The organism is Pseudomonas sp. NFACC13-1, assembly GCF_900104425.1.
Taxonomy (GTDB): Bacteria; Pseudomonadota; Gammaproteobacteria; order Pseudomonadales; family Pseudomonadaceae; genus Aquipseudomonas; species Aquipseudomonas fluorescens_AA.
Map to the genome: position 1 here is coordinate 155346 of NZ_FMXV01000010.1, position 18608 is coordinate 173953.

The window sequence follows — 18608 nt, forward strand, 5'->3', positions numbered from 1 at the left end:
GGTCTCGATCTGATCAGTTCGGATGAGATGATGGTTATAGCGGTTATCAGTGGTTATGGGATAACCCTGAAATAACCTGCTTAAACTCAATCACTTGAATATCCTTGGAAGGCTCAAGCATGTTTCATGCCGTTACATGGGCGTTCAGTTATCCGTATTAACCACTGCTGGTTGCGTCAGATTGTAAGCGGTATCGGGGCTTGCTCGACAGTCATTGTCGCTCTTGAAAACACATCGCTTCTGCAGACCTTGGTTAACTGGACGGGAAACGCCCAAGTTACTCTCGGCCCCAGGCAGTAACACATTGATTTCTGCGAAGTAACACCGAGGTCGAAGTTTGCGCGTGACGATAATGAGCTTCGCCAAGTTGATACTTTCCGGCGAACTGTTTGGGGAGTGCTTCGGTCTGCGTCAGGTTTCGCTGTGTTGCGAAATGGAGAAAAAAAACCTCGCCACCGATACTCGCCTCGGTGCATTTGCCATTGCTGATCCCTGGCGGTGTCCGATGAGTACCAACCATTGGAGTCTTTGAGCTGTATCGAGCGTGCTCGACTTTGATCGGTTTCATGCGTGGGCACCTCGCCACGCGTCAATGAAGTAGGGCTTTGTGCTCAGAATAACGGTGTTGAGGAAAAGCGATGTCCAGCGAACTGCATAGAGCTGCATATTCGGTACTGCTTCCCGCGTTCGGCGATTTGAGCCTGGACGACAATGTTCGGCGTTATCTGAGCCGAGGCGGCGTGTCTATCTTGCTGGGTGAAACCCGGGAAGAGTATGTCGGCCGAGACATGAGCCCGATGCGAAAGAGCACCGAGTCCCAGGCTGATTTTGTCAATATCGCTCGAGAAGCGACGACATTGGCCGGTGCGCCGGTGCTGATCGCAGTGGATCAGGAGCTCGGCGGTATCGAACGCCTCCACCAATTGGTCCCGGCAGTCGCATCCAAGGAACAGCTCAAGGAGCTGGGCACACAGGACATCGAGCAGCGCTGCTTTGAGATGGCCTGCGTGGCGCGCGGTCTGGGCGTCAATCTGTTCCTGGCGCCGATCGTCGATGTCGTCACCGGCGCCAACCCTTGGCTGCACAACCGACATCTGGGCGCCGACCCCGTTGAAGTGAGCCGGGTGTCCCGCGCCTTTATCCGCGGGGTGCAGCGCGCGGGTGTCATCGCTACCGCCAAGCACTTTCCCGGTCACTACGTCACCGAGGCTGATCCGGCAATTGCTGAAGCCACCGTGCCCGGGCCACTGGCGTTGCTTCAAGACAACCTTGATATATTCAAGGATGTCATCGCGACCGGTGTGCTGGCGGTGATGCCAGGGCCTGCCGTTTTTCCGGCGATAGACCCTGATCATTCTGCATCGACCTCATCCAAGGTCATCGGAGTTTTGCGTGACACCCTGGGATTCGATGGCTTGATCATTTCAGATGACCTGGATGCGGTGTCCATCCTCAGGGACAACTCGATCACGAACACCGCTGTCGCTTCGCTGGCGGCCGGCGCGCACCTGTTACTCGTTTCCAGTGAGTCGGGCCTTGATGCCATTGCTGAAGCCATTGTGGCGGCTGTCCACGACGGAGTGCTCGATCGCCAGGTCCTGCTAGACGCGGCCTTGAAGGTGCGTGAACTGGCTGCAGCCCATAACGCCCCCTGCAACTCAACGCGGAGTTGACCATGAGCTCGATTGAAAGCAAGGCCTACAGCGTCCTGTTTCCGGTTCTGCTCGATCTGGAAATGAATGACAACGTGCGCAGATTCCTGGGCAGCGGCGGGCGCAGCCTGCTGTTTGGCGAGACCGCGCAGGAATATGTCAGCGGTAAAATGAGCGCAAGCCGCCTGGCCTCGGAGACGCTGGAAAAATGGCAGGGGTTTACCGCTGCGGCAATCGAGTTGGGTGGGCCGCTGCTGCTGGCGGCAGATGCTGATATTTCTGCCGTTCACCGTCTGCAGGGTATCGCGCCTGCGCTTCCCGAGCCCGAGCGGGCCAGGGCCATGGATGTGGCCGAGCTTGAAGAGGCGTGTTTCCACGTTGCAACGGCGGTCCGAAATGCCGGCGTGAATTTGCTGCTGTCGCCGACCGCCGATGTGCTGGGTGGCACCAATGTGTGGCTCCAGGGGCGGACGCTCTCCGATGACGTGGGCCGGGCCGCCGCCATGGTGGGCGCCTATGTGCGCGGAGTGCGGCGTGCCGGGATGGCCAGCACCCTGAAGCACTTTCCCGGGCATCCCGTGTTGCTGTGCCAACCGTCGATCGAGGAGGCGGTGGTGACCGAGTCGCTGGAGCAGCTACGCGGCTACTGGCCTGCGTTTCAAGCCGGGGTGAACGCAGGCGCGGACGCGGTGATGATGGGGCCGGCCATTTTCACGGCCTGCGAACCACCCGCTGCGGCCTCCGTTTCGCCTGGGTTGATCGGCCTGCTGCGACATGAGTTGGGGTTCAACGGGTTGGTCATGACCATCGATCTGGACCATCGCTCCACGATCGGCCACTCATCCCTCGGCGAGGTGACGGTGGCGGCGCTGAATGCCGGGGCGGATCTGTTATTGCTCTCCGCGAAGGCGGTGCCCGAGATTCCGCAGATCGTTTGCGCGATTGTAGAGGCCGTAGCTGCGGGCACCCTGGCGCAGGAACGCCTGGATGCCGCTGCGCTGGCCGTCTCAGCATTGGCCAATCGCCTGGCAAGTTTTAGTTCGTAACGCCTGGAGCTTTCCATGAATACTCAAAAAAACATCTTGGCCCTGCATTCCACAGTCGCAAAGCACTCGACGTTGGCGATGGACATCGACATTGCGACAACGCTTGGTTTCGATGCATTGGAAATCTATGGCGGCAAACTGGAAGCGTATTTAGCGGCTGGTTATTCCGAGCTGGAGCTCAAAGCGTTGCTCAAGGATGTGCCTGTCACAGGGATCGGTTACCTGAGGGATATCGAACGCCAGGGGGCCGAGCGCGATGATCTGCTGAAGGAAGCGGAACGGCTTTTCCAGTTGGCCAACAGGGTCGGCGCCAAAGGCGTTCAAGTGCTCACCGGGCCTATCAATGTCCAGGCGGTAATCGATTACCAGCAGCAAGGCAGGAGCGCTCACTACAGCGGCCTGTTGGGTTTGGGCGAGGCCGAACAGTATGCGTTGACCGCCAAGAATCTTGCGGTGCTGGCAGATATGGCCAAACAGTACGGTGTGCTTCTTTATCTCGAAGCGTTGTCTTGGACGCCATTGAATACGCTGGACCATCAACTGCAGCTCATTGATCGCACCGACCGCGACAACGTCAAGATGGTGATCGATTACTGGCATTGCTTCACGTCCGGCGTTAAGCCGCAAGACATCGCGCGGATGAACAAAGACCTCATTTATGGCGTGCACGTATGCGACTCGCTGCCCTTCGAAGGGGGTATCCCCAACGAAGAAGTACTGCGGGATGTACCGACGGGCAGCGGCACATTGAATTTGCTTGAGTGGACGTCCGCAGTGAGGGCTACCGGTTACGAAGGATGGTGGAGCTGTGAGTTGTTTTGCAAAAAACAGCAGCAGCAAAACAGTTATGAGGTCGCGAAAGATTTGAAGACGCTTCTGACCCGACTCGTTGGGCTGTAATGCGCTGCTCATTCGAATCCAAAACTTCTCCTTTTCAATGTGCACCCTCTAAAAGGTCTTAAGTCGTCATGGTGGATTTCATCGTAATCGGAGGTGGCTCTACAGGCTGCACGGTGGCATCGCGACTCAGTGAAGATGGCTGTGCGTCCGTGGTTCTTTTCGAAGAAGGGCCTCGCGACCGCAACCCCTACATTCATATTCCCGGGGCCTACTACAAAACCGCGCAAGGTCCGCTGCTCAAGCGGTACGCGTGGGAGCCCACCGAAGACCAACGCCGTGTCGAAATACCGACCATGGTCCAGGCCAGCGTGTTGGGAGGCGGGAGTTCGGTCAATGCGATGATTTACATACGCGGCGTCCCCGCCGATTACGATGGTTGGGTCGAGCAGGGGGCCGCAGGATGGTCTTATGAAGACGTATTGCCGTACTTTAAAAAAGCCGAGGATAACGAACGCTTCTGTAACGACGTCCATGGCGTCGGCGGACCACTGGGTGTTTCCGACCCCATCAACATTCACCCGCTGACCAAAGTGTGGCTGCGCGCTTGCCAGCAATACGGACTGCCGTACAACGAGGATTTCAACTCCGGCAAACCAGAGGGTTGCGGGCTTTATCAAATCACCGCCAAAAACGGTTTTCGAAGCAGTGCGGCAGTGGCCTATCTGGCACCTGCGAAGTCACGCAAAAACCTGGAGGTGAAGACCGGTTGTCGCGTCCTCCGGATTCTGACCCAAGGTAACAAAGCCATTGGCGTTGAATACATCGAGAATGGCGAGCGCCGCACCCTGCACGCCGAAAAAGAGATCGTGTTATCGGCTGGCGCCATCAACTCGCCCCGATTATTGATGTTGTCAGGTATCGGTCCTGCCGCGCAGCTTGGCAAACATGGCATTAAAGTCGTCAAGGATTTGCCCGGTGTGGGTCAGAACCTTCAGGATCATATCGAAGTGTCGCTCGTCTATGAACTGACAGGCCCCCACAGCTACGACAAGTACAAGAAGTGGCACTGGAAAATGATGGCGGGCCTGCAGTACGCCCTGTTCAGGCAAGGCCCGGCGGCCTCCAACTTGATTGAAGGCGGCGCTTTTTGGTGGGCAGACAAAGCGGCGATCAACCCCGACATCCAATACTTCATGGTCGTTGGCGCAGGCATCGAAGAGGGGGTGGATTCTGTTCCAGGAGGCAATGGTTGCACCTTGAACCTGGGCCAGATCCGTCCCAGGTCCAGAGGGTACGTCGAACTGTTCTCAGCGGACCCGCTGGCACCCCCGCGCATCGTGCCCAACTATTTCTCTGACCCTTATGACATTGAGAGCCTGGTTGATGGTTGCCTGGTGGGTGAAGAGATCATGTCCCAAGCCGCTTTCAAACCCTACCTTGCAAGGCGTCATATTCCAGACGAGGCTGTGAGATCTCGGGAAGCGATGAAGAAATTTTGCCACGAAGAGGCCCATGCTGCGCTGCATCCTTCCGGGACCTGCCGCATGGGAGTGGACGAACAATCTGTTGTCGCTCCGGATCTCAAGGTGCATGGCATCGAAGGGCTGCGGGTTGCGGATGCGTCAATCATGCCCACATTGATCTCAGGGAACCCTAATTCGGTGTGCATCATGATTGGCGAAAAAGCGGCCGATATGATCAGGAACGGCCAATAGGTCGATATCCAGTAAAACACTTTATCAAGGCGCAGCCATGACACGTGCATACCTGCCATGACCGCGCCTTTTTGGTTCAGGCATAACTGCTGATCAACCACAACGTGCAACAAGCGCTCAACGCCAACAGCACAATCCCGCTGAACGTTTTTGCCTTGAGTCCAGGTGAAGGCGTCGTTTCAATGGGCTTGGCTTCAGAATCAAAAGGCTTCAAGCGGAGTCTGGTTAGCTGGCCTGTCGCATAAAACACGCTATGCATGGCATGTGTACCCCTTGTGAGTCGTTTTTGCTCAAGTAGAGGCGGACCAGTGCCTCTTTTGGGGTGGGAGCAATCTGCATGCCATCGTTGGAGCGGGCTCGTCGGAATGGAGGCATCCGCTACGCTGATCGGAGCTGAGCTTCGATCGCTGCCTTATCGATGACCGACCAGACCTCGCGGATCCTGCCGTCCTCGAATGCGTAGAAGACGTTTTCGGCGAAGGCGATGCGTGTCCCATTCACCGCCAGGCCCAGGAATTCCCCAACCGGCGTGCAATTGAAGGCCAGGCGAGCCGCCAACTTCGGTGGGTCGATCACCAGGAATTCAATGGCAAAGCGCAAGTCGGGAATAGCCCGATAATCCGCTTCCAGCATGCTTCGATAGCCGTGCAACCCTAGTGGTCTGGCGTTGTGAACCACATCCGGGTGCACGAAATGGCCCAGGTTTTCCCAGTCCTGCGCATTCAGGCAGGCGATGTAGTCGCTATAAAGATCGGCAAGGTTCGAGGTCATGGGGCTGTTTCTCCTCTCTTTGTCCCTGGTCATACAAGCGTTGCGACGGCGATCGGAGAAAGAGGGCCCACCGCTTCTGAGGCGGCTTTCGTTCTCCCCTTTCTATGACCGACTACGAGGCTACGCGGTTTTTCCCGCCGCGCTTGGCCTTATACAGTGCCGCGTCCGCTGCTTGTATCAATAGGGTTTGATCGGTCCCGTTACGCGTCGTCGAGGCCACGCCAAAGGATGCGGTAACGCTGAACGTCTGCACTCCATCCGTAGGGCTCATGCTTTCCAGCGAATCCCGGATGGATTCGGCTCGCAGGAGAGCGTCTTCAATGGAGCAATCCGGCAATATGACGATCAGCTCTTCTCCACCAAAGCGGCAGGCGACATCGGTGGCTCTGATTGACTTCATGATCAAGGATGCCGTGCTTCGCAACACCGCGTCACCCGCAGAATGACCGTGGATGTCGTTCAGTTTCTTGAAGTTGTCCAGATCGAGCATGATGACGCTCAGGTCCACTGCGTCTCGAGTGGCTTTGGAGAGTTCGCGCTTGAGCGTTTCCTCCATGAAGCGACGGTTGTACAGGCCGGTCAGCGGGTCTTTGATCGACTGGACTTGCAGGACCTGGCGCATCCTGCCGTTCGCCAGCGCTAGCGCGGTTTGCTCCGCGGCAGCTTCCGCAAACTGGCGGCTGATTTCCTTATCGCCATTTCCGCCAGCATGCTGGATATGCAAGAGCCCCAGTGTTTCTCCGTAGGCTATCAGCGGCAGGCACCAGTGAATGTCGCCATCGTCGAACTCCGATTTGTCTGAGTAGTGGGCGCAGCGCAGCTCATGACGATGTTCAACCACATGGGGATGGCCTCGACGTATGGCCCAACAGTCTTTGGGGCCGATGAGGACATCTGATTGAATCTCGACGTGGCCCCAGCTTGCGGCCGGTTGCAAGGCATCAGCCGAATTGCGGTACAGGTACAGCGTTCCGCTACTGCCCTCCAGCAACTGTTGGCAATAAGTGCTGACCAGTTGGAGCGTTTCCTCTTGGCTCATCTCGGTCTGCAGCAGGCGAGCCATTTCTGCGAGCAAGCCTATTTCTGCATTGCGCCGCTCAAGGTTTTTCAGGCTTTTGCCCAGTTGGGTGCTTGAAGAAAGCGCGCTAGCCGTCGATTCGGCCTGGCGTTTTATGGTCTGACGCATGGATACGTAAATGAAACGGCCCAGCACAAGCGTTAGCAGGAAGCTGGCGATGGAAACGGCGACGGCCCAACGCAAGTTGGCGTTAAGCTGATTGTCCAGCACAGCCACTTCCTCGACTTCTGCTTGAATCAGCTCGCCTCCCAGGTCGCGGACCTGGTCCATGAGGTGCTTGCCGTTGCCCGTAGCGATTTCGGCCACCGTCGCAGCAGCACCTTGGGTGCTGCGCAGCTTGATCACCATTTCCAAGTGGTCCAGCTTCAGTGCGGACTTCTCGATGAAGTCCTCCACCTTGGCAATTTCGGCGGACGAATCGTTTCGGTAGTTTTCACGAAGCAGCTTGATCGCACCGGGAAGTTGCGACGTGGCGACGTAATAAGGCCGGAGAAATGTTTCCATCCCCGTCAATGCATACCCGCGTTCGCCTGTCTCGGCATCCACGAGCAGACTTTGCACCGTGCGAATGCCTTCCAGCTGCTTCTCTACCACGTTGCGGTCGCTACGCGTTTCGTTCGTCCAGAACAGGGTAAACGGACCTACCGCGGCCGTGACGGACATGACCAGCGTGGCAGTGGCTGCTGCGAGGAGAAGTCTGGGTGTGCGATGGGGCATCGTCAGCTCCAATGGGATTCACATCTTTATCGGCGAGTAAGGTTAACAGCGTAGGTGTATCACGCTAAAACCGTTAGACGGTCAAAAGATTGCCTATCCGCTGAGAGGTCGCGCGGCCTTACGCGGCCTCACGAATCGCCCCTGGTGGGTGGTGGAATCCGGCATTTTAGCCGCAAAGGCCAGGTACATGTCGTGCCGATCAAGGTGAGCGTCGGGGGGACCGGCCGATAGCGTTTCAGAAATTTCGGCCCGCGCCGATTCAGGTGGTGTCGGCTACAGTTCCTTGTATCCGCAGGGATGTATCACGACCGCCACGGAATATTAATCATGACGAAACGCCCTCCGTTCCAATCGCTAGGCTGCGCCGAATGCCGCAACCATGAGGCGTTGGGGTTTGATTTCACCATGGCCTTCCAGCCTATTTTCAACGTCCGGACACGCGCTGCGTTTGCGTATGAGGCGTTGGTCAGGGGCATCAATGGCGAATCGGCTGGCTACATCCTGGGGCTCGTGAACGACAGCAACCGCTACCGATTCGACCAGGCTTGCCGGGTTAAGGCCATCGAAGAAGCCGCAAGGCTGGGGTTGCTGGACATTCCCGACTGCTTGCTGAGCATCAATTTCCTGCCCAACGCCGTATACCGGCCAGAGACGTGTATCCGGGCCACCCTGGAAGCGGCGCGTCTGACCCATTTCCCGCCAGAGAGGCTCATGTTCGAAGTGACCGAAGGCGAGAAGGTGGTAGACCCTGAGCACCTCAAATCGATTTTCGTGGAGTATGAGCGTCAGGGGTTCATTACCGCCGTCGACGATTTTGGCGCGGGTTATTCGGGCCTTAACCTGCTGGCCATGTTCCAGCCGCAGGTGTTGAAGATTGACATGGCATTGACCCGAGACATCGATCGAGACTCGGTCAAACAAGCGATCGTCGAAGGCATCATCCTGGTCGCCAGACGCTTGGATATCCTGATCATCGCCGAAGGCGTCGAGACCCGTGAAGAAAGCTCGACGCTGCTAGGCATGGGTATCGAACTGATGCAGGGATATTTGTATGCAAGGCCTGCGATCGGTCATCTCCCGGCTGGATGCTTCGATGACGGTGTGAGGTAAAGGTGGGCTCGAATCCATAGGTTCGCTGCGGCAGGCGTGCTTCATGGGCCCATCCAGTTATCCAAGAAAACCGTGAGTATGTCTGTGGATAACCGCGCTGATGCCAAGTGGGCAGGGGGTTTGAACGGGCGCTCAAAAAATGTACAGGCAGGTTGGCATCACCTCCCGCCGTAGGCCATTGAGTTCAGGGGCGTCAGCGGAAGCAGGCGACAGGTAGCCCTCAATCGCTTGAGTCACGCCGTGGCCATGGGCGGCCAGCGGCGATCCTTGCTGCGATCAAATGCGAGCAGGCCCCGCAAAGTGCGGAGACTGTCCGAATGACTCGATCAGCAGCTCTGTGAGCATCCGTATCTTCCGTGCCGGATGCTGGCCTGGCGGACGGACCACGTATACACCCGCCGGGGGTGGTGGATAGCGGGTCATGATCGGCACGAGCGCCCCTGAGTTCACATGCTCATAAGTCAGGCAATCCGGCAGGTACGCGATGCCGAGTCCCGCGGTTGCGGCAGCCACGAGCGCTATGCCGTTGTCCGCCTTGAAGCGGCCCTGCGGACGAACCGTGATGACCTTGTCACCCTCCATGAATTGCCACGCTTCGGTACCCTGCAGCAGAGCCTCATGGGCAATGAGCTCGTCCGGTGTCTCTGGTGCCCCATGCGCTTCTATGTAGCCTGGGCTCGCGACGAGCTTCGTGTAGATCGGGCCGATTTTTCTCGCGATCAAATTGGAATCGGGGAGGTACCCGACGCGTATCGCACAATCGAACCCCTCGGCAATGAGATCGACGAAGCGATCGCTGTAGCAGGTCTGGATATGAAGCTCGGGGTGACGGTGTGCCATTTGCGCGAGCATGGGCGCGAAATGGGTAGGGCCAAAAGACAGAGGCGCCGCGACGCGTAAGCGACCGCGAAGGGCGCCTGTCGGCAGGATCGTTTCCCTGGCTGCCTCGATTTCGGCGCAGACCCTCGCCGCGTAATCTCGGAACGTGGCCCCGGCTTCAGTGAGGGCGGCCCCGCGCGTGGTTCGTGCAAGCAACTGGATGCCAAGTTCCGCCTCAAGCCGGGCGAGCCTGCGGCTGACGATCGACTTGGATACGCCAAGCCGGAGCGCCGCAGGCGAAACGCCCCCTGCGTCAGCCACTTCCACGAATGTTTGCAGTTCTTCTATATCCAAGTCAGCGTTCCTCTTTGTGCGACACAGCTAGCCTCGTGTTGCGACTACTGCGTCGAAAATGGGAACAGCATAATCCTTGCTTCCGGGCAATGTCGCCAGTGGCGCAGGTTGCCTGGAAACCCAAATCCACTGACAACATCAGTAGACACTTCGTCAGGGCCATGCCCGTCCATACGAGTGCGCGCTGGCTCTCTGGCACCGTGTATTACAACTGAGAACAGGACCAGACAATGACAAGCGAGACGATTCGCAACCCCCATACCGACCACCTCTTGTCGCCTGAGAATTGCGCGCTGATCATCATCGATTATCAGCCGATCCAGGTCTCCTCGATTCGCTCGATGCCCCGAGACGAGCTCGTGTTCAACATCACGAGCGTTGCCAAGGCGGCCGTCAACTACAACCTTCCTGTCATTCATTCGACGGTCAACGTCGCGACCGGCCGCAACAAACCGCCGATTCAGGCGTTGCAGGACGTGCTCGGCCATCTACCGACTTATGACCGCACCTCGATCAATAGCTGGGAGGACACTGAGTTCAAGCAGGCGGTCAAGGGCATCGGCCGCCGCAAGCTCATCATGACCGCGCTCTGGACCGAAGCTTGCCTGACTTTCCCTGTACTGGACGCGATCCAGGAGGGCTATGAAGTGTATGTGCCGGTCGATGCGGTCGGTGGCACGTCAGTCGCCGCGCACGAGGCCGCCCTTCGTCGAATCGAACAGGCGGGCGCGAAACTCATCAGCCGTGTGCAGATGTACTGCGAGCTCCAGCGCGACTGGGCACGGGAGTCGACTGTCCCGGGCTTTATGGGGGTCTTCGAAAACTTCGACGGTTTTAACGCCGAGAAAGCGCTCTAGAAGGCGCCCCGGCACCACTCAAGAAGCTGCAAACAGGATGGGGGTGGCGCTTGCGAAAGTCGCCACCCTCATACCGCTCCATCCCAGATAGGGCAACCCTGAGGGCGCAGGGTTTTTTAGGTCGGACATTCAATCCGGCTGAAACGGCGATGCGCTGAGCACCACGCCAGTTTCGTCGACGTACTGCTGCCAGTGGCCAATCAAAGTGGCCAGTCTGTCCGGCTGACTCAACGCCAGGTCATGGATTTCGCCCGGGTCCTGGCCCAGGTCATACAGCTGCCAGGTCGCCGGGCCCACGGGGCCGGGGATGTACACGGCTTTCCACTGGCCCTGGCGAATCGCGCGGCGGCCAAACAGCTCCCAGCCGGTGACCGTGTGTTCGTCGTGCACCTCGCAGGTCTCGCCCGACAGGAAGCCCAGCCATGATTTGCCGCGCAATGGCGCCACGGGCTTGCCGCGCCATTGGGTGCCGGGGTGGCGTACGCCGGCCAGGTCCAGAATGGTCGGTGCAATGTCCATCACTGTGCCGAACCCATGGCTGATGCGCCCCTTGAGCGACAGCTGGGGGTAATGCACCAGCGCCGGCACACGAATCCCACCCTCGGTGGTAAATGCCTTGAACAGCCGCGACGGCGCCGTTGCCACCTGGGCCCACGACGGCCCGTACCAAACGTAGGAGTTGGCGCGGCCGATGTTGTCCAGGCTGTTGTCGTAATGCTGGTTGAGGTAGGTCAGCAACTGCGGTCCGAACTTGGGGAAGGCCTCCAGCAAGGCACCTTCGGCACCGTTATCGGACATGAACACAATGAACGTATTGTCCAATTGCCCTTGCTGGCTCAGGTACTCCACCACCCGACCGATGTTCCAGTCCATGCGCTCGACCATCGCCGCATACACTTCCATGGCACGGGCCGACACCTGGCGCTGTTCATCGGTCAAGGCGGTCCACTGGGTGTTCAATTCGATCAGCGGGTGGGGCTCGACATCGGCGTCGATCAACCCCAGGGCCTTGAGTTTTGCCAGGCGCTCCAGGCGCAATACTTCGGGGCCGGCGTCGTAGCGGCCACGGTATTTTTCAACGATGTCGGCGGGTGCCTGTAACGGCCAGTGCGGTGCGGAAAACGGCAGGTAGGCAAAGAATGGCCGGGCCTGGTCGCGCTCCTTGAGGTACTGCAGCAGTTTGTCGCCAAAGGCATCGGAGGAATAGAAGTCCTTGGGCAGTCGCTCGACGAAGGTGTCGTCCTCGATATACAGCGCCGGCGTGGATTTGAGCAGGCCCGGCGTGTGCTCGTCATAGGTCGGTTCGAAGCCGTAGTGGTTGGCCGCCCCTGGCAACAACGAGAACGAACGCTCGAAACCACGTGCGTGAGGCGCCAGTTCGGCGGTCAGGCCCAGGTGCCATTTGCCGCTCATCAGGGTCTGGTAACCGGCTTCGCGCAGCAGCTCCGGCAGCACCACCACCTTATCGTTCAGGTAGCCTTCGTAGCCGGGCTTGCCGATCAGCTCGGGGGTGAGCGCCTCGGCCATGGTGCCGATGCCGGCGATATGGTGGTCGGTGCCGGTGAGCAGCATCGAGCGCGTTGGCGAACAGGTGGGCGCGGTATGGAAATCGGTCAGGCGCAGGCCATTCAGCGCCAGGGCGTCCAGGTGCGGCGTGGCGATTTCCCCACCAAACGCACCCAGGTCGGAGAAACCCATGTCATCGGCCAGGATCACTAGAAAATTGGGACGTTGCGACATCAAGGCGCTCCTCGTTGGCAGGCAGTCTTTCAGCAGGCGATAAAGGCCAGGGGCAGGTCGCGGATCTGTTCGCGCACCGGCGGCTGGTAATGGTCATCACTGGTCAACTCGTGCAGCAGCTCTTCACGCAACTGGTGGAATTCGAAGCTGCTGCGTTGGCGTGGATGGGGCAGGGCAATGTCGACGACTTGCTTGATTCGCCCGGGCCTCGGCTCCATCACCACCACACGGTCGGCGAGAAAAATCGCTTCTTCCACATCATGGGTCACCAGCACTGTAGTGATCTTGGCGCGGTCACGGATCGCCAGGAGTTCGTCCTGCATCTGTTGGCGGGTCAGGGCGTCGAGGGCGCCGAAGGGTTCGTCCAGCAGCAGGATGCGCGGGCTGGCCACCAGGCCCCGGGCAATCGCCACCCGTTGCGCCATGCCGCCGGATAACTGGTGAGGATAGGCACGGGTGAAGTCGCTGAGGCCCACCAGCTCGATAAAATCGCTGATGCGCCGGTTACGTTCAGCTTCGCCGAGGGGCTCGTTGACCAGCCCCAGGCCGATGTTTTGCGCGACGGTCAGCCAAGGGAACAAGCGATGCTCCTGGAACACGATGCCGCGCTCGCCGCCGATGCCGCTGACCGTTTGGCCGTCGACGCGAATCTCGCCGCGAAACTGGGTGTCGAGCCCCACCAGCAGGCGCAACAGGGTTGATTTGCCGCAGCCGCTGGAGCCGACGATCGCGACGAATTCGCCTTCGGCAATGTCCAGGTTGAATTCACGAATGGCCTCCAACTCGAAGCCGTCGACGTCGAAGGACTTGCCTACATGGTTGAAGCTGACAATCGGTGCGTTCATGCGTGTCTCCAGCGGGTAGCACGGGTTTCGATGCGTTGGCCGATCAAGTTGAGGGCTGCGCCGGTGAGGCCGACCAGGAGCATGCCGCTCATGATCAGGTCCATGCGCAGCAGTTGTTGGGCGCCGATCATCAGGCTGCCGATACCGCCGTTGGACGGCATGAAATATTCCGCACCGATGGTACCCAGCCAGGCGTAGATGAGGCTCAGGCGCAGGCCGGCGAAAATCCCTGCGGCAGCGCCTGGCAAGATCAGCCGGCGCAACCGCTGGGGCAGGCTCAGGCGCAGCACTTGAGCGGCCTCGCTGAGCTGTGGCGAGAGGTTCAGCACGCTGCGTTGAGTGGCGATAAACAGCGGGAAGAACGCCGCGAGGGCGATGAATACCCACTTGGCCAATTCACCCAGACCAAACCAGGCGGTGAGCAGCGGTACCCAGGCGAAAATCGCGATCTGGCGCAGGGCTGCCAGGGTCGGTCCCAGCACCCGTTCGCTGCGTCGCGACAGCCCAAGCCACAGTCCCATGGCAAAGCCCAGGCCGCCGCCGAGCAGCAACCCGCCCAGGGTGCGCTTCAGGCTTGTGCCCAAGGCGCCGCTCAGGCTGCCGTCCAGTGCGCCGGCGACGGTGGTGTGCAGCACGATCCAGGGGCTGACCAGAATATTTGCGTCTACCCAAGCCTGTTGCGTCGCCACCTGCCACAGACTCAACAGCAGCAGGGGCAGCAGCCACGGTTGCAGGCGCTGCCAGCCTTGATAGCGCGAGCCGCGTCGAATCTGCGCGGTGGCCGGGTGCGGCCAGTGCACCCATTTGTGGTCAAGCCAGCCAATGCTGTGGTCCATCACCACGCCGAATACGCCGATGATCACGATGCACACGAAGACGATATCGAGCATGAACAGTTGGCGCGCCCAGACCATCAGGTAGCCGATGCCTTCGCTGGAGGCCAGCAACTCCACCGCCAGCAGTGAGGTCCAGCCGGCCGCCAGGGCCAGGCGCACGCCGGCCATGAAGGCTGGCAGTGCTGCGGGCAGGATCAGGCGGCGGATCAACAGATGGGTGGGCAGGCGCAATACGCGGGCGGCTTCACGTAAATGGGGTTGGGCGTCGCGTACGCCCACCAGGGTATGCAGGGTCACGGGCACCACGATCGCCTTCACCAGCACCACCAGTTTCAGGGTCTCGCCGATGCCGAAAAACACCATGAACAACGGGATCCAGGCCAGCGTCGGCACTTGTGACAACGCACTGAACGTCGGAAATACCAGGCGCTCGGCGCGCGCACTGAAGCCTAGCAGTGCCCCCAGCAACGCCCCACTGGCAATGCCCGCCAGCAGCCCCCAGAACAGGCGTTGCAAGCTGATTGCCAGATGGCTCCACAGCTCGCCGCCGGCCAGTTCCACCGCGCTGCTCCAGACCAGAGACGGCGGTGGCAGAATCTGTTCGCTCATCCAGTGATGGCGGCTGCCCAGCCACCACAGCGCGCAAAGCGCCAGAGGCAGCAGCCATGGCAGTAGACGTTCATTGAGTACCGGCCCGTGCGACGTGGCGCTGGGGGCCGCGAGCGGCAAGCTCAAAAGTGAGGTTCGGGCCATGGAAGACCTCCGTTGTCGCCAATGGCGTTATGTGATTCTGATCTTATAAAAACGCAATCAAGATGATTGAGGGATAAGAAAAATCATTTAAAGCCTCTGTCCTGCACGCATCCAATGCATTCGAAGAATATTTTCGATGCTGTTTATGCATAGTCCTCTGGGGCCGGCGTTTTAACTTGTATAGGTCTAAAAGCTATTAAAGTGTGAATTTATAGTATTTAAAGTTTTTCCCAGCGTATGCCTACTTTCTGCTCCCCAGGCGACCCTCGCCCACAAGGAGCTGCGCTTATGAAATTGCCTTTTAAACGTCTGATCACTCTGTTCGCGGGCACTGCGTTGGCCGGGCTGGTGCATGCTGCCGAACTCAAGGAAATCCGCATCGCCGTGCCCGACCTCAGTGCCGGCAGCCAGCACAGTGGCGGTGGCATAACGGATGTGCTGCGCGAGCAGCAGATCTTCGAGAAAGCCTTTGCCGACCAAGGCATCAAGATTCAATGGAATTACTTCAAGGGTGCGGGCCCGGTGATCAACGAAGCCTTTGCCAATGGCCAGGTGGACCTGGCCTACCTGGGCGATCTGGCCGCGATCATCGGTCGCTCCAACGGCCTGGATACCCGCCTGCTCAGTGCCACCGCACGGGACCTCAAGCAGTACCTCGGCGTGGTGCCGGGCTCGGGTATCAAGACCTTGCAAGACCTCAAGGGCAAGCGTGTCGCGGTGTTTCGTGGCACGGCCAGCCAGTTGTCGTTCGACGCCGCGTTGGCCAGCCAGGGCTTGAGTGAAAAGGATCTGAAAGTCATCAACCTGGATTACAACGCAGCCGGTGCCGCCTTGGCCGCCAAGCAGATTGACGCCACTTGGGGCGGCTCGAACCTGAGCGCATTGCAAGCCAAGGGGCTGGCGGAAATACCGTTGACCACCAAGGACCTCGGTGGCGCCGGCAGTGTGCAGGCGGTGCTGGTGGGCAGCAAACAGTTCGTCGACGAGCACCCCGACGCGGTGACCAAGCTGCTCAAGGCCCAGCAGCAAGCGGTGCAATGGTTGACCGATGACAACAACAAACAGGCCTACATCCAACTGGTGTCGGGGCGGGCCAGTTACCCACCGCTGATCCTGACCAACGACTTGAAAGACCAGGCCCTCAGCGAGATCTTCCCGTCGACCCTGGACCCGGTGTTCCTGGGCAAATTACAGGGGGCGGTCGACCTGGCGTCGAAGGAAAAGCTGATTCGCAGGCCATTCCAGGTGAGTGATTGGGTGGCGCCGAACCTGGCCTCGGCAGGGCTCTGAGTCTGGTGGTGTCCGGGGTATCGCTTTCGCGAGCCAGTCGCACCGTCGCTCCCGAATTCGACCGCGTTTCGTCAGGGTGAATGCAATCGAATGTGGGAGCGAGCGTGCTCGCGAAGAGGCCGGTCAGACCGCCACGCTGATGGCCTGCTGATCCACCTCCAGCAACGTCTCGATCATCGCCTTCGCCGCTGGCGACAAGCGTGAACCGGTGCGGCTGACGATGCCGCAGCGGGCGCTCAGGGTGTCCATGTTCTGTGGCAGGTTGCGCCAGTGCAGCAGCACCAGCGTGCCTTGGGCGATGTCGTCGGCGAAGGCTTCCTCCGTGCCCACGCCGATGGCATTGGACTGCAGCACGATCTTGACCAGCGCCGGGAAATGTTCGGTCTGGATGCTCGGTGAGAAATCCATGCGCCCGCTGAGGTTCGCCAGCAGTTTGCGAATGCCCTGGGAGATCAGCGGCGCCGCCAGCGGGTAATCGAACATGTCGTTGGTCGACAGACTGTCCTTGGCCAGCAGCGGGTGCCCAGGCCGGCAGAAGAACACCCCACGCTTGGGCGTCAGCGCGCGGGTCTGGAAATTCGGGTCGGTTTCGAACTGACGAATGTCGGCGATAAAAAATTCGATCTCTTCGCGGCTCAGGGCACGGCTGAGTTTTTCCCAGTTATCCACCTGGAAACCGGTGCGGATTTTCGGGTGGGCGGTGATAAAGCGCGCCACGGCGTCGGGCACCAGTTTCACGGCGGGTGCCGGGCCACAGCCGAAGCGCAGGTCGCCGGCATCGAGCTTGGTCATGCGTGTCACTTCACTGCTGAGCAAGGCTGCGCCATGCACCAGCGTCAGTGCGTGTTGCAGCACCACTTGGCCCTCCGGGGTGGGGCGCAGATCCTTGTGGCCACGGTCCACCAGTACGCAGCCGAATTCCTGTTCCAGCCCCTGGATGCTGCGGCTGAACGCCGGCTGGGTGATGCCCATGGCGTCGGCTGCGCGTACGAAACTGCGGTGTTCGTTAAGGGCGATGAAATAGCGCAGTTGGCGAAGATCCATATGCTTTCCCTGCATTTTAAAAATAGGTCGAAGGCATTTGCGACCAAGGGAGCTGAGGTTTTAAATGCAAGCTCTTATTCCGTCAACGATGCATTGGTTAATCTGCTAGATCAAAATCGCATATTAATAGAGCGTCGCCGGAAAAGCGTTCCCACCATCAGCAGGCACATGAGGGTCACTACAATGAGCAACGCCGCATTAGCTGTTCAACCCATTGCCCAGGCACTGGACATTCACCCGGTCGCTGGCCGCATCGGTGCCGAGATCCGGGGCATCAGATTGTCCGGCGACTTGGATGCCGCCACCGTCGAAGCCATCCAGCAGGCGCTGGTGCAGTACAAGGTGATCTTCTTCCGCGACCAGACCCACCTCGACGACCAGAGCCAGGAAGCCTTCGCCCATCTGCTCGGCGAGCCGATTGCCCACCCGACGGTGCCGGTACGCGACGGTACGCGGTTCCTGATGGAGCTGGACGGCACGCGCGGCCAGCGCGCCAATTCCTGGCACACCGACGTGACCTTCGTCGACGCCTACCCAAAAGCCTCGGTGCTGCGTTCGGTGCTGGCGCCCAAGTCCGGTGGTGACACCGTGTGGGCCAACACCGCCAGTGCCTATAACGACCTCAGCACGGAGTTGCGCGCACTGGCCGATACCCTGTGGGCGGTGCACAGCAACGAATACGACTACGCCGCGATCAAGCCGGATGTGTCCGTAGAGCGGCTTGAGGAATACCGCAAGGTGTTCACGTCGACGGTGTACGAAACCGAACACCCGGTGGTGCGCGTGCACCCGGTCAGTGGCGAGAAAACCCTGTTGCTGGGGCATTTCGTCAAACGCCTCAAAGGGTATTCGCAGGCGGATTCGACCCAACTGTTCAACCTGTTGCAAAGCCACGTCACGCGCCTGGAAAACACCGTGCGCTGGCGCTGGAAGAGCGGTGACGTGGCGATCTGGGACAACCGCGCCACCCAGCATTACGCCGTGGACGACTACGGCACCCAGGAGCGTATCGTGCGCCGGGTCACCCTCAAGGGCGAGGTGCCGGTGGGCGTGCAAGGGCAGGCGAGCAAGACCATCAAGGGTCTCTAAGCCGGCGCAGACTCGACTGTGTGGGCAATGTGGCCCTCGCCACAGGAATCTC

The 18608-nt window shown here is 59.5% G+C and carries 16 protein-coding genes; 8 read left to right on the forward strand and 8 right to left on the reverse strand.

Annotation, left to right across the window (positions count from 1 at the left end; all coding sequences use genetic code 11):
• Positions 1-277 precede the first annotated feature (277 nt).
• Positions 278-568: a hypothetical protein gene (locus tag BLQ55_RS31570; protein ID WP_143011737.1), complete on the reverse strand. Its 291-nt coding sequence runs from the start codon at positions 566-568 to the stop codon at positions 278-280.
• Positions 569-638: 70 nt separating this feature from the next.
• Here BLQ55_RS31570 and BLQ55_RS14980 point away from each other — a divergent pair, with 70 nt between their 5' ends.
• The 4 genes from BLQ55_RS14980 (at position 639) to BLQ55_RS14995 (ending at position 5253) form a co-directional block, all read left to right on the forward strand.
• Positions 639-1673 carry a glycoside hydrolase family 3 N-terminal domain-containing protein gene (locus BLQ55_RS14980; RefSeq protein WP_092254792.1) on the forward strand — a complete coding sequence of 345 codons (1035 nt, stop codon included), beginning with the start codon at positions 639-641 and terminating at the stop codon, positions 1671-1673.
• Positions 1674-1675: 2 nt separating this feature from the next.
• Positions 1676-2698, forward strand: coding sequence for a glycoside hydrolase family 3 N-terminal domain-containing protein (locus BLQ55_RS14985; protein ID WP_092254795.1), 1023 nt, complete (start codon positions 1676-1678; stop codon positions 2696-2698).
• A 15-nt stretch (positions 2699-2713) separates the two neighbouring features.
• Positions 2714-3598 (forward strand): sugar phosphate isomerase/epimerase family protein, encoded by an 885-nt coding sequence (locus tag BLQ55_RS14990; RefSeq protein WP_092254798.1) that lies wholly within the window; start codon positions 2714-2716, stop codon positions 3596-3598.
• A 68-nt stretch (positions 3599-3666) separates the two neighbouring features.
• On the forward strand, positions 3667-5253 hold the full coding sequence (locus BLQ55_RS14995) for a GMC family oxidoreductase (protein WP_092254801.1): 1587 nt from the start codon (positions 3667-3669) through the stop codon (positions 5251-5253).
• 378 nt (positions 5254-5631) lie between these two features.
• Here the strand turns inward: BLQ55_RS14995 and BLQ55_RS15000 are convergent, their stop codons facing one another.
• Positions 5632-6024: an ester cyclase gene (locus BLQ55_RS15000; protein WP_092254804.1), complete on the reverse strand. Its 393-nt coding sequence runs from the start codon at positions 6022-6024 to the stop codon at positions 5632-5634.
• Between the two features lie 112 nt (positions 6025-6136).
• Positions 6137-7819: a diguanylate cyclase gene (locus BLQ55_RS15005; RefSeq protein WP_092254806.1), complete on the reverse strand. Its 1683-nt coding sequence runs from the start codon at positions 7817-7819 to the stop codon at positions 6137-6139.
• Between the two features lie 327 nt (positions 7820-8146).
• On the opposite strand from BLQ55_RS15005, the gene BLQ55_RS15010 reads away from it, so the two are divergent.
• The gene (locus BLQ55_RS15010; protein WP_092254809.1) at positions 8147-8929 is read left to right on the forward strand and encodes an EAL domain-containing protein; all 783 of its coding nucleotides are present in this window, start codon (positions 8147-8149) and stop codon (positions 8927-8929) included.
• Between the two features lie 276 nt (positions 8930-9205).
• Here BLQ55_RS15010 and BLQ55_RS15015 read toward each other — a convergent pair whose 3' ends face one another.
• Positions 9206-10102, reverse strand: coding sequence for a LysR family transcriptional regulator (locus BLQ55_RS15015; RefSeq protein WP_092254812.1), 897 nt, complete (start codon positions 10100-10102; stop codon positions 9206-9208).
• 230 nt (positions 10103-10332) lie between these two features.
• Here BLQ55_RS15015 and BLQ55_RS15020 point away from each other — a divergent pair, with 230 nt between their 5' ends.
• Entirely contained in the window at positions 10333-10959 is a 627-nt protein-coding gene (locus BLQ55_RS15020) for a hydrolase (protein ID WP_060742882.1), read from the forward strand.
• Between the two features lie 129 nt (positions 10960-11088).
• On the opposite strand, the gene BLQ55_RS15025 is transcribed toward BLQ55_RS15020, so the two are convergent.
• The 3 genes from BLQ55_RS15025 to BLQ55_RS15035 are packed head-to-tail and all read right to left on the reverse strand — an operon-like array spanning position 11089 to position 15133.
• Complete coding sequence (locus BLQ55_RS15025; protein ID WP_092254815.1) at positions 11089-12699, reverse strand: arylsulfatase; 1611 nt, start codon at positions 12697-12699, stop codon at positions 11089-11091.
• 29 nt (positions 12700-12728) lie between these two features.
• Positions 12729-13544 (reverse strand): ABC transporter ATP-binding protein, encoded by an 816-nt coding sequence (locus BLQ55_RS15030; RefSeq protein ID WP_092203014.1) that lies wholly within the window; start codon positions 13542-13544, stop codon positions 12729-12731.
• On the reverse strand, positions 13541-15133 hold the full coding sequence (locus BLQ55_RS15035) for an ABC transporter permease (RefSeq protein ID WP_092254818.1): 1593 nt from the start codon (positions 15131-15133) through the stop codon (positions 13541-13543). The genes BLQ55_RS15030 and BLQ55_RS15035 overlap by 4 nt, the downstream gene beginning before the upstream one ends.
• A gap of 288 nt (positions 15134-15421) precedes the next feature.
• Here BLQ55_RS15035 and BLQ55_RS15040 point away from each other — a divergent pair, with 288 nt between their 5' ends.
• Entirely contained in the window at positions 15422-16423 is a 1002-nt protein-coding gene (locus BLQ55_RS15040; RefSeq protein ID WP_092254820.1) for an ABC transporter substrate-binding protein, read from the forward strand.
• Between the two features lie 123 nt (positions 16424-16546).
• On the opposite strand, the gene BLQ55_RS15045 is transcribed toward BLQ55_RS15040, so the two are convergent.
• Complete coding sequence (locus BLQ55_RS15045) at positions 16547-17467, reverse strand: LysR family transcriptional regulator (RefSeq protein WP_092203020.1); 921 nt, start codon at positions 17465-17467, stop codon at positions 16547-16549.
• A 183-nt stretch (positions 17468-17650) separates the two neighbouring features.
• Here BLQ55_RS15045 and BLQ55_RS15050 point away from each other — a divergent pair, with 183 nt between their 5' ends.
• A complete protein-coding gene (locus BLQ55_RS15050) occupies positions 17651-18556 on the forward strand; it encodes a TauD/TfdA dioxygenase family protein (protein ID WP_092254823.1) in 906 nt (301 codons plus the stop codon).
• Positions 18557-18608 lie beyond the last annotated feature (52 nt).

Bases quoted from the DNA above. Each gene is read 5' to 3' on its own strand.
- BLQ55_RS31570 (WP_143011737.1), bottom strand. From the start codon at position 568: ATGAAACCGATCAAAGTCGAGCACGCTCGATACAGCTCAAAGACTCCA.
- BLQ55_RS14980 (WP_092254792.1), top strand. From the start codon at position 639: ATGTCCAGCGAACTGCATAGAGCTGCATATTCGGTACTGCTTCCCGCG.
- BLQ55_RS14985 (WP_092254795.1), top strand. From the start codon at position 1,676: ATGAGCTCGATTGAAAGCAAGGCCTACAGCGTCCTGTTTCCGGTTCTG.
- BLQ55_RS14990 (WP_092254798.1), top strand. From the start codon at position 2,714: ATGAATACTCAAAAAAACATCTTGGCCCTGCATTCCACAGTCGCAAAG.
- BLQ55_RS14995 (WP_092254801.1), top strand. From the start codon at position 3,667: ATGGTGGATTTCATCGTAATCGGAGGTGGCTCTACAGGCTGCACGGTG.
- BLQ55_RS15000 (WP_092254804.1), bottom strand. From the start codon at position 6,024: ATGACCTCGAACCTTGCCGATCTTTATAGCGACTACATCGCCTGCCTG.
- BLQ55_RS15005 (WP_092254806.1), bottom strand. From the start codon at position 7,819: ATGCCCCATCGCACACCCAGACTTCTCCTCGCAGCAGCCACTGCCACG.
- BLQ55_RS15010 (WP_092254809.1), top strand. From the start codon at position 8,147: ATGACGAAACGCCCTCCGTTCCAATCGCTAGGCTGCGCCGAATGCCGC.
- BLQ55_RS15020 (WP_060742882.1), top strand. From the start codon at position 10,333: ATGACAAGCGAGACGATTCGCAACCCCCATACCGACCACCTCTTGTCG.
- BLQ55_RS15025 (WP_092254815.1), bottom strand. From the start codon at position 12,699: ATGTCGCAACGTCCCAATTTTCTAGTGATCCTGGCCGATGACATGGGT.
- BLQ55_RS15030 (WP_092203014.1), bottom strand. From the start codon at position 13,544: ATGAACGCACCGATTGTCAGCTTCAACCATGTAGGCAAGTCCTTCGAC.
- BLQ55_RS15035 (WP_092254818.1), bottom strand. From the start codon at position 15,133: ATGGCCCGAACCTCACTTTTGAGCTTGCCGCTCGCGGCCCCCAGCGCC.
- BLQ55_RS15040 (WP_092254820.1), top strand. From the start codon at position 15,422: ATGAAATTGCCTTTTAAACGTCTGATCACTCTGTTCGCGGGCACTGCG.
- BLQ55_RS15045 (WP_092203020.1), bottom strand. From the start codon at position 17,467: ATGGATCTTCGCCAACTGCGCTATTTCATCGCCCTTAACGAACACCGC.
- BLQ55_RS15050 (WP_092254823.1), top strand. From the start codon at position 17,651: ATGAGCAACGCCGCATTAGCTGTTCAACCCATTGCCCAGGCACTGGAC.